The sequence below is a fragment of the Shewanella sp. DW31 genome (assembly GCF_015767295.1).
In the GTDB taxonomy this organism is placed as follows: domain Bacteria; phylum Pseudomonadota; class Gammaproteobacteria; order Enterobacterales; family Shewanellaceae; genus Shewanella; species Shewanella oncorhynchi.
The window spans coordinates 146,510-158,834 of the sequence record NZ_JADWMP020000002.1 but is presented as its reverse complement, the minus strand read 5'-3'; the positions used below and the strand labels follow the sequence as shown (position 1 = coordinate 158,834).

Below are 12,325 nucleotides of genomic sequence, written 5' to 3'. Positions count from 1 at the left end.
GCTCATGCTTTAAATTGATTAGACGTTAAAATCGATTAGATTTTAAAATGAAAAAGCACTGAATCTTCAGTGCTTTTTTGCTTTTAGTTAGATGTCGTTTAGCTGTGCGTCTTTTAGATGCTTAAGCAGCAGGGCAGCTTGTTTTAGCAACAGAGTTAATCAGGATTTCTTGCACTGGCGTATTAGCAAAACCACCGCTGTTTTTTGTCGGTACTATGCTGATCTGATCCGCCACATCCATGCCGTCGACCACTTTGCCAAACACGGCATAACCATAATTACTCGCAGACGCATCCAAATGTGGATTATCTAACACATTGATAAAGAACTGTGATGTTGCAGAGTTAGGATCATCCGTGCGAGCCATGGAGATAGTGCCACGTTTGTTGCTAATACCGACTGCGGCTTCATTCTTGATGGGGGCATCGCCTGGTTTGCTTTTGAGCCCAGTAGTAAAACCACCGCCTTGGATCATAAAGTTATTAACGGTTCTATGGAATAAGGTGCCGTTATAGAAAGACTTATCAACATACTGCTTAAAGTTTTTACCTGTGATTGGCATGTTAGTTAAGTCAATGGCAAGTGTGATATCGCCTTTCGTCGTTTTCATTAAATAACACACATCCGCAGCTAAGGTTGGCGGCGTGGGATCGGGCGTCGGTGGCGTTGGCGTTAAATCACCATCTGTACTTCCTTCACAACCGGTTAAGGCTATGCAGCCGACAAACAGTAATCCTGATAACTTCTTCATTTCATATCCTTATTCTCAATCATCATTGGGGTGTTTTTGCTTTAGCATTCCATGGGTTTGAGCCACTGGCGTATATGCGAGGGCATATCAGGTTCCATGAATTTAATGTTGTTATTATGTTTCTATGCTGTAGCGAAACGAGATGTTGACAGAGGAGAGATAGGCTGTTCAAGTTATAAAACGCAATTGATACAAAGTGTTGCACTGATGTCTGTGGTTAATATGTCACCTGACGTATTTGTTAGTATTAGTCTGAACGCAATGACATAAAAATGACTTACGCTTGCCATGTTATTTCTATCCCTTTGCTCTTTACTTATTGCATGCTTTAGGAGCCATGCTTGCCTTCTTGCTGAACGCATGCCCCAATTTAGTGCATTCCGCTCTTTATATCCTGATAGCTACTGAGCGCCAACTTAACTGAGTGCTTCTAGTAAGTTACTGATTTTTTGAAAAAGTTTTTTGTTATTTCTCTGAAATATTTATGTCATCTTCTTGTTACTTTTCGTTGGCATGGTTACTGTATATCTAAAGCTATGGATGAGCGGTCGCGGGGGCGACAAAATATGGGGCTGGAAAAGTTGCTGTATTTGCGGGGAGTTGGAGCAGAATTTACTGATTGTTTTGGCCAAAATATCCATATTTCCGAGGTAGACAGGCAAGGTATCTTGACCTGTATGTTACAGGAAAAAAACAGCGTGGCAGGGACTGCCATTGATGCTCCTGCTACAGAAGCGTTATCGAGTGATGCTGGGCTGACCTGTGTCGATACGGTATTGACCGAAGCACTGATCGCGTCGCAAATTGATTTACTGGATGCCCGTCCTTGGACTCAGGTGCTACCTGAATTCCATTGGTGTTTTGTGGATGAACCTTGGATAAGCCTTTGTTTACCGGAAACCTATACCTCAGATCTGAGTGTGGCGATTGAATGCGAACAGGGTGAGTCCATCGTATTCGATGTGCCTTTCTCGGCGCTTAAGTCCATTGGCGATTACCGCATTGAACAAACGCTTTATCTACACTATCGCCTTGATCTTACGCAACTGGGATTCGCACGCCTCGATTTAGCTGAGGCCAAGACCCAAGCTTTCCCTGACAACTTAATGCCCGCCGAGACTGAAGCGGTGAATTTAGCGTCCTATTTCCTGAGCAGCCAAGAGTTCACTAACAACCCTGCATTCACGAAAAACCAAGACTCATTTGCGCAAGTAGCAGACAAAAATGCGAGTGATTTCTCTGTGTTAGGTTTGGGCTTTCATCGTATAGCCTTAAGCTTAAAACATGCCCTATCGACAAGTACACAAGCGCTAAGCTTGGCGCTAGAGAGCTGTGTGACGGCTGAAGCTGATACTCGTACTTTGTTTTCTGGCACCTTAATGGTGGCGCCGCGGACCGCTTACCAAGGCGTACTCACGGCTGTTGCCCAAGGTAAACGCCATAAACCTTGGGGGATCAGCGTTCAACTTTACAGTTTGCGCAGCGAGAGCCAATGGGGCATTGGTGACTTTGGTGATTTAGAACAACTGATCGGGCTGGTGGCGGCGCAGGGCGCGGATTTTATTCAACTTAATCCCTTGCATGCCCTCGATATCGCGGCGCCAGAGCATCCGAGTCCCTATAGTCCGTGCGATCGCCGCAGACTTAATCCTCTTTATATTCAATTACAAAGCGTTCCTGAATACCAAGATCTTGCCACTGAATTTTCAAGTTCTATTTGGGTAGAGGCTATCGCCTTACTGAATCGTGATAATTGGCTCGATTATCCTAAAGTGAGCGAGCTGAAATACCGTGCCTTTGAGCAGTTATATCGCGTTTTTTGTGAAACCCATTTAGCGAATGACACGCCCAGAGCGCAAAGATTCTATGAGTTTGTGCGTGAGCAGGGCAGTGCGCTACAAGAGTTTGCTCAAGCGGAATATTTACGTAGTCCTAAAGCGTTTGTGCAAGAGGAAGGTTTCTATCTTTACCTGCAATTTGTGGCTGAAAAGCAGTTATACCTCTGTCAGCTAAAAGCTAAAGAGGTGGGTATGGGGCTGGGATTGATCCGTGATTTGGCCGTCGGTGCAGCGCTGCAGGGCAGTGAAGTACAGGCTAATGCCGAGCAGTTTTGTTTGAATGCCAGCATAGGTGCACCGCCCGATCCCTTTGCACCCCAAGGACAAAATTGGGGCTTAACGCCACTCGATCCTGTGAAGTTAAAACAACATCATTTCAGCCATTTTATCGCCTTGATCCGCGCCAATATGGAAAGCTGTGGCGCCTTGCGTATCGATCATGTGATGGGCTTACTGCGACTCTGGTGGTGGCCGCTGGATAAGCAACTCGGTCACGGTGCCTATGTGTATTATCCCGTCGAAACCTTGCTTGCCATCGTTTGCCTTGAGAGCCAACGTGCTCGCTGTGTGGTGATTGGTGAAGATTTAGGACTGGTGCCACCTGACATTATTCATCGTCTCTACACTTCTGGCATTTATTCCAACGAGTTGTTCTATTTCTGCAAAGACCATCAAGGCTTTAAATCACCGGATCAATATAAGTCTCAAAGCTTAATGATGCTGGCGAATCACGATGTGCCGACTTTAGTCGCTTGGTGGTGTGGCAGCGATTTACACCTGCGTCGGCAGTTATCCCTGTTTGAAACTGACGAGCAGCTAGGCGAGGCGCTTGCTGGGCGTGAACATGAAAAGCAGCAACTGATTTCACTGTTAGTCGCTCAAGGTCTGTTAGCCGATGTGACGATAGCCGAACTCGATATTCAAACCTTGCTCACGGCTTGGATGACCTTAGGAGCTCGCGGTAATAGTGCGCTATACAGCGTGCAACTGTGCGATTTATTAGCCGATCGCCATGCGGTGAACATTCCTGGTACTTGGCTCGAATATCCAAATTGGCAGCGTCGCCTGCCGCTGAATTTAACGCAAGTGTCGACTTCGCCAGAGATACTGCAGCGATTACAAAATATCGCTGTGGCGAGACAGCTACCGAGCTAAATCTAGCACCAGCGAAAGGCTGCCTAAGTCGCACCACATTATGCCATCCCTAAAGATGAGATTATTAGGGGGATGTGGGTAAAGAGTGCCAATTTGCAAGTTTAATTGACTGATAAACGGAAGAAAAATGATGACTCAAGCCAATGCCTATTTCTACGATGGTGCCGACGTCGCCCTACTTAATGGTCAATACACTGATGTTTTTTCGCTCTTGGGTATGCACAGTGCCAACGAGGGTAAGGCATTAATTGTTCGTTGTTTTTTACGCAATGCCCTCAGTGTGGATGTGATCAGTATTAAAGATGGCCGCAAAGTGGCGAGTCTGGACAAGGTCAACGAGCAGGGACTGTTCGCTGGCACTCTGGGACGACGCGTCAAGCCGTTTCTCTACTTGCTACGGGTGGAATATCCCCTGTGTCAGTTAGATATAGTCGACCCTTATCAGTTTGATTCACTGCTCAATAGTGACGATATTTACCTGTTTGGTGAAGGCAGCGCCGAGCGTGCCTATGAATTTTTGGGGGCCAACTGGCGTCAAACCCAAGGCGTCGAAGGTGTGCATTTTTGTGTGTGGGCACCCAATGCTAAGCGGGTTTCAGTGGTGGGAGATTTTAACCATTGGGACGATACTCGCCATGTGATGCGCCAACATATTGCCAATGGTTTATGGGAGCTATTTTTACCCAATGTGGCTGAAGGCGCACACTATAAGTTTGATTTGGTTTATCAAAATGGTGAGCGCCATACTAAATCCGATCCTATGGCAACCCAAATGGAATGCGCGCCCCACAATGCTTCTATCGTGCCCCAAAAAGCTCACCATAGCTGGAATGATACCGCTTGGATGAGTAAGCGAGCGGCGACTGCTTGGCATAAAGCGCCCATGTCGGCCTACGAAGTGCACTTAGGTTCGTGGCGTCGTAAGGGAGAGCAAGGCGAGCAATATCTTGATTATCAAGACTTGATTGAACAGCTTATTCCCTATGTGAAGGAGCAAGGCTTTACCCACATCGAACTGATGCCGATCAGCGAGTTTCCCTTTGATGGTTCGTGGGGATATCAGCCAGTGGGTCTCTATGCGCCGACCCACAGATTTGGCGATGCCAATGGGTTAAAGGCCTTTGTGAATGCCTGCCATCAGGCGGGGATTGGTATTATCCTCGATTGGGTGTCGGCGCATTTCCCTAAGGATCCCCACGGCTTAGTGCGTTTCGATGGCACATGTCTGTATGAGCATGAAGATCCTCGCAAGGGCACACATCCCGATTGGGATACCCTGATTTATAACTATGATCGCGGTGAAGTGCGCAGCTTCTTGTTGAGTAATGCTTGTTACTGGCTGCGGGAATTTCACTTTGATGGTCTGCGTCTCGATGCCGTGTCTTCTATGTTGTATCTCGATTACAGCCGCGAGCCGGGCCAATGGCTGCCTAATGCCTATGGTGGACGGGAGAATCTCGAGGCCATCAGTTTCTTACAAATTTTGAATCAACGCTTGTACCAAGCTTTCCCCGGCATTTGCATGATTGCCGAAGAGTCCACCGCCTTTGCTGGGGTGACTAAGCCGACGGATCAGCAAGGTCTCGGCTTTGGTTTTAAGTGGAATATGGGCTGGATGAACGACAGCTTAAGCTACTTAGGCCGTGACCCTCTTTACCGCCAGTTCCACCATCATCAATTGACCTTCAGTTTAATGTACGCCTATACCGAGCAATTTATGTTGTCCGTGAGTCACGATGAAGTGGTCCATGGCAAGGGCTCATTGCTGCATAAAATTCCCGGTGATGATTGGCAGAAATTTGCAACTCTGCGTGCCTATTACGGTTTTATGTGGGGGCATCCAGGTAAGAAATTACTCTTTATGGGCTGCGAGTTTGGTCAGCGAAATGAGTGGAACCATAACCAGAGTTTAGATTGGCACTTATTGGCTTACGAGCCGCACCAAGGCGTCCAGCGTTGGCTTAAAGATCTCAATCACTTATATCAAAAAATGCCAGCCTTATCGGTTCAGGATTACGAGGGTGCAGGATTTAGTTGGCTAGATTGTGAAAATAGCCGCGACAGCATCTTTACCTTTGTGCGTTACGGGTTAGCGGGTGATGCGCCGTTAGTGTTTGTCATCAACATGACTCCCCAATTGCACACTGGGTTCCGTATTGGTTTGCCCTTGGCAGGAGATTACCGCGAATACCTGAATAGCGATAGCCAGATTTATGGTGGCAGTAACCAAGGTAATGCGGGCACTGTGGTTGCTGAGTCGCTGCCGTGGCAGGGGATGGCGCAGAGCGCGCTGATCACTGTGCCACCCTTGGGCTGTCTAGTCATAGGGCCTGTGTTAACCGGATTGGCTGAGGCGAACTAGCATGCAAAAGCCCACGGCTGATGATATTAAGCTCAACCCTGACGCTAAAAACCACCCATTTCAAAGCGAAAAATGGGCGTTAGGGGTAGGTGAGCCTTTTCCGCTCGGTGCTAATGTTGAGGGCGATGGTGTCAACTTTGCGTTATTTTCAGCTAACGCCACAGCGGTCGAGTTATGTTTATTTGATGACAATGGCGAGCAAGAAATCGCGCGTATTGTGTTAACTGAACAAACCCAGCAAATCTGGCATGTGTTTGTGCAAGGGCTTAAGGCGGGGCAACTCTACGGTTATCGCGTTTATGGCTCCTATGAGCCTCTGCTTGGTCACAGATTTAACCCCAATAAATTATTGCTCGACCCCTATGCGCGCCAGCTCGTCGGTGAATATCGCGACCATGAGTCTAACTATGGTTACGAGCTGAACCACATGGATGAAGACTTATCTTTCAGCAAGTTAGATAACGCTGCCTATGTGCCAAAATGCAAGGTCGTGGACATTCGTCCATTAATCGAGATAGCTGCCAAGCAGTCGATTCAGCCCCTTGCGACGAGGTTTCAGCCCAAACCCCTAGAGCGCAGTATCATTTATGAGATGCACGTTAAAGGCTTTACGGCGGTGCATCCTGAGATTGAACCCCATAAACGTGCCACCTTTGCGGGTTTAGCGACTCAGCCGGCTATCGATTATTTGGCCGAACTTGGGGTGACGTGTGTCGAGTTACTTCCTGTACAGGCCTTTTTCACTGAGCCATTTTTGCTCGAGAAAAAGCTCACTAACTATTGGGGTTACAACAGTATCGGCTTTTTTGCCCCTGAGCCGAGTTATCTGTCATCCGACGATATTGGTGAGTTTCGGGCCATGGTGGATGCACTTCACGGCGCAGGTATCGAAGTGATCCTCGATGTGGTCTATAACCACAGCGCCGAGGGGAGTCGACTTGGGCCGACCTTTAGTTTTCGTGGCATAGATAATCTCAGTTATTACCGCCTGCATCCGAATGATAAGCGTTTTTATATTAATGATACGGGTTGCGGAAACACCTTAAATATCAATCATCCACGCATGTTACAGCTAGTGCTAGATTCGCTGCGTTATTGGGTAGAAATCATGGGCGTCGATGGGTTTCGCTTCGACTTGGCGGCTTGCTTAGGTCGCGAGGCCTATGGTTTTGATCCCGGCTCAGGTTTCTTCGATGCGCTGTTGCAAGACCCTGTTTTGTGCCGAGTGAAATTGATTGCTGAGCCTTGGGATATCGGCCCCGGTGGTTATCAATTGGGCAATTTCCCCGTGGCTTTTAGCGAATGGAATGACAGATATAGGGACACTATGCGCCGCTTTTGGCGTGGCGATCACAGCATGTTGCCCGAATTTGCTCGGCGGTTTCATGGCTCGGGGGATTTTTTTGAGCATAGTGGCCGTCCACCTGCGACTAGTCTTAATTTTTTAACCAGTCACGACGGTTTTACCCTTAAAGACTTAGTGAGTTATACCCAGCGCCATAACTTGGCAAATGGGGAGGATAACCGCGATGGTCACCAAGAAAACTTCAGCCATCATTATGGGATTGAAGGGGAAACCGAAGATAGCGCAATTCTGGAACTTCGCAGTCGTCAACAACGTAACTTATTGACTACGCTATTTTTATCTCAAGGTGTGCCTATGTTGTTGAGCGGTGATGAGACTGGCCGCACTCAGCAAGGCAACAATAATGCCTATTGCCAAGACAATGAACTGAACTGGTTTGATTGGTCGGCAAAGGGCATGGACACTGAGTTGTTGGCCTTTACTCAACAGCTTATTGCTCTGCGGAAACGTTTCCCGCTGTTATGTGCTAAGCGCTTCATTCACGAACAGTTATTGGCTGAATCCTTAGCCGATATTGGTACTCGATTAGATTGGTTTAGTCGCCAAGGTGAACAAATGACCAAGAGCTTGTGGACCGAATCTATGTGCCGCAGTTTGTCTGTGGTGCTTTCCGGTGATTTAGAAGATCAAGGCAAGCAGCAAGCTTTGCTGTTGATGGTTAATGCCGACGACAATCCTCTCGCTTTTACCCTGCCGACTTTCGAGCACTTGAGTCCGTGGCAATGCCTTATTCATACCCAAACTGAGCCGCTGGATGTTCAGATCTCTGCGACGCGATACTTACTGCAAGATCGTAGTCTCATGCTTTTTCATGCTGATTTTATAGGAAATGAAGGAATTAACTATGAGTGACAAAAGCGAGCTGAGCCCCAATACCAGCGAAAAACCAGTAACACTAGCTCAGTCAAAAGCCGCGAGCAAGAAGGCTCCTGCTAAGCGTCAGACTAAGTCTAAAGCCGCTGAGCCCTGTGAACCCTGCGATGCTTTGCCCGCTTCTTTTGAGCGCCATTTACGTTATGGACTCAGCCGTGGCGAAGGCGTGAGCTGCGAATTATTTCAAGCGTTAGCATACAGCGTGAAAGAACAGATGCTAGATAATTGGCGTCAGACTCGAGTGGATGACAGCCATTTTAAGCGCAAGCAAGTGGCGTATTTATCCCTCGAATTTTTGATGGGCCGGGCGCTAGGTAATGCACTGCTGAGTTTAGATTTACAGCAAGATAGCCGTGATGCCTTGAGCAACTATGCGGTATCGTTAGAAGAGTTAGAAGAGGCCGAACATGATGCTGGTTTAGGCAACGGCGGCCTAGGTCGATTAGCCGCGTGTTTCCTCGATAGCTGCGCCAGCATGGACTTATCAGTGACAGGCTATGGCATACGTTACGAATATGGCATGTTCGCCCAGAAGATAGTCGACGGTTACCAAGTTGAACGCCCTGACCGTTGGTTGCGCGAAGGCAATCCGTGGGAAGTGCGTGTCCCTACCCACAACGTAATAGTGCCATTTTTTGGCCATACCGAATCCTATGTCGATAAACAAGGCCGTAGGCACATTATTTGGGTTGAAACCCAAGATGTGCTCGCCGTCGCCTATGACATGCCAGTTCCTGGTTATCGCAATGGGCGGGTAAATACCTTGAGATTGTGGAAGGCTGAAGCGACCGATGATTTTGATTTAGCTGAGTTTAACCAAGGCGACTACACAGAAGCCGTGGCCCGTAAAAACTTGGCCGAGCAGATCACTATGGTACTCTATCCAAATGATGCGAGCGAGAACGGCAAAGAGCTGCGATTACGTCAGCAATACTTTTTATCCTCCGCTAGCTTGCAGGATTTACTCAAACGTTGGGTGAGTCGTCATGGTCATGATTTTACGCAGTTTGCCGCTAAAAATGTCATGCAGTTGAATGACACTCACCCTAGCATTGCCGTGCCTGAGTTGATGCGGTTATTGATCGACGAATACGGTTTGGAATGGGACAGTGCGTGGGCGATTACCAGTCAGACCATGGCTTACACTAACCATACCCTGTTGCCTGAAGCACTAGAGCGTTGGCCCGTGCGTATGATGGCGCAAATGTTGCCACGCATCTTAGAAATCATTTATGAAATCAACGCCCGTTACTTAGATATAGTCGCCCACCATTGGCCTGGAAATAGTGAGAAATTGGCGAGTATGTCAATTATTCAAGATGGCCCACATCCCCATGTACGTATGGCGTATTTGGCGATTGTGGCGAGTTTCTCGGTCAACGGTGTCGCGGGTTTACACACGCAACTACTCAAATCTGGGTTGTTTAAGGATTTCTATGAGTTGTGGCCGCATAAGTTTAATAACCGTACCAATGGTGTGACGCCAAGGCGTTGGCTTGCCCATTGTAACCCTGCCTTAGCTAAGTTACTGACTGCCCATTTAGGTCAAGAATGGGTGACAGACTTAAGCCAGTTAACGGCGCTCAATGCTCTCACACAGGACAATGCGTTTATCCAAAAATGGCGTGATGTGAAGCAAGCCAACAAGGCTTTGCTGGCTAAGATGATTGTTAAGGAATGTGGGGTTGAGTTCGATCCGGCTATGCTGTTTGACGTGCAAGTGAAGCGTATTCACGAATATAAACGTCAGTTACTCAATATCTTACATGTGGTTCATCTCTATCATCAGATCCAACAAGGCCACACCGAAAACATGGTGCCACGTTGTGTATTGATCGGCGGTAAAGCGGCGCCCGGTTACTTTATGGCTAAGTTGATCATCAAGCTCGCCAGCAATGTCGCCCACATGGTCAATTCCGATCCTTTGGTGACGCCTTACCTACGTTTTGCTTTCTTACCCAATTACAACGTCAGCGCCATGGAAAAAATCTGTCCGGGGACTGACTTGTCCGAGCAAATTTCAACCGCGGGCAAAGAGGCATCGGGCACGGGCAATATGAAGTTCATGATGAACGGCGCCCTGACAATCGGCACTATGGATGGCGCCAATATCGAGATGTTAGAGGAAGTGGGCTCTGAGAATTTCTTCCTGTTTGGACTCAATGCGGAGCAGGTCTCGCAGGTACGTAGTCACTATCATCCGCGCAGTATTATTGATGATTCACCGGCGTTATCTGAGGTGATGAAGTTACTCAAAAGTGGTCACTTCAATCTGCTGGAGCCGGGGATTTTCGATCCCATTATTGCCGCCATCGAAAGTAGCGACGATCAATGGATGACGGCCGCCGACTTTGACAGTTATCGAGTCGTGCAAGAAGCCGTGGCGCGAGCCTATAAAGATCCGCAGGTGTGGACGCAGATGAGTATTCGCAATACCGCCGCCAGTGGACGTTTTTCGAGTGATGTGACGATCGCAGGTTATCGCGATGAAATTTGGAAACTGTAAGGGTTGGGCTCTTGGTTATAAGTCTCTTGTTATAGCGGATGAGTATAAGCGTTAAGTGTTTGAAAGGAATGCAGCAATCAATGGAAGGAATGGGGAATGCAAGTGAGAAATACTCAGGGGAGTACGGCAGTGTCTGCCGTATCGATAAGCCATTTATGGGCAATCATTTTGCCGATTTCGGAGTAAGAGCCTATGTCTAATGTTCGTTATATCAGTAATTTAACTCGTGAAACCTATGCGTTGATTTTAGCTGGTGGGCGCGGGTCTCGCTTGCATGAACTCACGGATTGGCGTGCTAAACCTGCACTGTATTTCGGTGGTAAGTTTCGTATTATCGATTTCCCGCTCTCAAATTGTATCAACTCGGGTATTCGTCGAGTCGGGGTTGTGACTCAGTACAAGTCGCATTCCTTGATCCGCCATGTGATGCGCGGTTGGGGCCATTTTAAGAAGGAGCTGGGCGAGTCGGTGGAGATTTTACCCGCTTCACAACGCTATTCGGAAAACTGGTACCAAGGCACGGCCGATGCGGTATTTCAAAATATCGATATCATTCGCCACGAGCTGCCTAAATACGTGATGGTATTGTCTGGCGATCACGTGTATCGCATGGATTATGCTGGGTTATTAGCCGCCCATGCCGAGTCGGGTGCAGATATGACAGTCTCTTGCCTTGAAGTGCCGATTGCCGAAGCTGCGGGTTCGTTTGGGGTGATGGAAGTCGATGAAGAGATGCGCATTTTAGGCTTTGAAGAAAAGCCGCTGCAACCTAAGCATTCTCCGGGTAATCCTGAAATGTGTTTAGCATCTATGGGCAACTATGTGTTTAACACAGAGTTTTTGTTTGACCAGCTCAAGAAAGATGCCTTAAACGAAAGCTCAGATCGCGATTTTGGTAAGGATATTATTCCTGCGATCATCGAAAAACATAATGTGTTCGCCTATCCCTTTAAGAGCGCTTTCCCGAACGAGCAAGCCTATTGGCGCGATGTGGGTACGCTAGATTCTTTCTGGCAAGCGAATATGGAACTGTTATCGCCCACGCCAGCACTGAATTTGTACGATGCGAAATGGCCAATTTGGACTTTCCAAGAACAATTGCCTCCGGCTAAATTTGTGTTTGATGACGATGACAGACGCGGTATGGCGCTGGACTCGATTGTTTCGGGCGGTTGTATTATTTCGGGGGCGACAGTGCGCCGTAGCGTATTGTTTAACGAAGTACGCGTTTGTTCTTATTCGTTGGTTGAAGATTCAGTAGTGCTACCCGATGTAGTCGTGCTGCGCCATTGCAAAATCAAGAATGCGATACTTGACCGTGGCTGCATTATTCCCGAAGGCATGGTAATAGGTTATAACCATGATCACGACAGAGCTAAAGGCTTTAGGGTGTCCGAAAAAGGCGTGACTTTAGTGACCCGTGACATGCTAGGTTTGCCTGTAGGCTATGAATAGTGCTTTGATCATTAAAGTA

7 protein-coding genes are annotated in these 12,325 nt (G+C 47.8%); 6 read left to right on the top strand and 1 reads right to left on the bottom strand.

Annotation, left to right across the window (positions count from 1 at the left end):
• Window positions 1-121: 121 nt before the first annotated feature.
• On the bottom strand, window positions 122-751 hold the full coding sequence (locus GWI56_RS02945) for a peptidylprolyl isomerase (RefSeq protein ID WP_198572094.1): 630 nt from the start codon (window positions 749-751) through the stop codon (window positions 122-124).
• Window positions 752-1,317: 566 nt separating this feature from the next.
• Here GWI56_RS02945 and malQ point away from each other — a divergent pair.
• The 6 genes from malQ (at window position 1,318) to glgC (ending at window position 12,306) form a co-directional block, all read left to right on the top strand.
• Window positions 1,318-3,744, top strand: a complete 2,427-nt coding sequence (gene malQ / locus GWI56_RS02940; RefSeq protein ID WP_198572093.1) for a 4-alpha-glucanotransferase — start codon at window positions 1,318-1,320, stop codon at window positions 3,742-3,744.
• Between the two features lie 127 nt (window positions 3,745-3,871).
• Window positions 3,872-6,106 carry a 1,4-alpha-glucan branching protein GlgB gene (glgB, locus tag GWI56_RS02935; RefSeq protein ID WP_198572092.1) on the top strand — a complete coding sequence of 745 codons (2,235 nt, stop codon included), beginning with the start codon at window positions 3,872-3,874 and terminating at the stop codon, window positions 6,104-6,106.
• 1 nt (window position 6,107) lies between these two features.
• Window positions 6,108-8,324: a glycogen debranching protein GlgX gene (gene glgX, locus GWI56_RS02930; RefSeq protein ID WP_198572091.1), complete on the top strand. Its 2,217-nt coding sequence runs from the start codon at window positions 6,108-6,110 to the stop codon at window positions 8,322-8,324.
• A complete protein-coding gene (locus GWI56_RS02925) occupies window positions 8,317-10,851 on the top strand; it encodes a glycogen/starch/alpha-glucan phosphorylase (protein WP_198572090.1) in 2,535 nt (844 codons plus the stop codon). The genes glgX and GWI56_RS02925 overlap by 8 nt, the downstream gene beginning before the upstream one ends.
• Before the next feature lie 68 nt (window positions 10,852-10,919).
• The gene (locus tag GWI56_RS21800) at window positions 10,920-11,051 is read left to right on the top strand and encodes a hypothetical protein (protein ID WP_277925163.1); all 132 of its coding nucleotides are present in this window, start codon (window positions 10,920-10,922) and stop codon (window positions 11,049-11,051) included.
• The gene (glgC, locus tag GWI56_RS02920) at window positions 11,044-12,306 is read left to right on the top strand and encodes a glucose-1-phosphate adenylyltransferase (RefSeq protein WP_006085131.1); all 1,263 of its coding nucleotides are present in this window, start codon (window positions 11,044-11,046) and stop codon (window positions 12,304-12,306) included. The genes GWI56_RS21800 and glgC overlap by 8 nt, the downstream gene beginning before the upstream one ends.
• Window positions 12,307-12,325: the final 19 nt, after the last annotated feature.

Bases quoted from the DNA above. Each gene is read 5' to 3' on its own strand.
- GWI56_RS21800 (WP_277925163.1), top strand. From the start codon at position 10,920: ATGCAGCAATCAATGGAAGGAATGGGGAATGCAAGTGAGAAATACTCA.
- GWI56_RS02925 (WP_198572090.1), top strand. From the start codon at position 8,317: ATGAGTGACAAAAGCGAGCTGAGCCCCAATACCAGCGAAAAACCAGTA.
- glgX (WP_198572091.1), top strand. From the start codon at position 6,108: ATGCAAAAGCCCACGGCTGATGATATTAAGCTCAACCCTGACGCTAAA.
- malQ (WP_198572093.1), top strand. From the start codon at position 1,318: ATGGGGCTGGAAAAGTTGCTGTATTTGCGGGGAGTTGGAGCAGAATTT.
- GWI56_RS02945 (WP_198572094.1), bottom strand. From the start codon at position 751: ATGAAGAAGTTATCAGGATTACTGTTTGTCGGCTGCATAGCCTTAACC.
- glgC (WP_006085131.1), top strand. From the start codon at position 11,044: ATGTCTAATGTTCGTTATATCAGTAATTTAACTCGTGAAACCTATGCG.
- glgB (WP_198572092.1), top strand. From the start codon at position 3,872: ATGATGACTCAAGCCAATGCCTATTTCTACGATGGTGCCGACGTCGCC.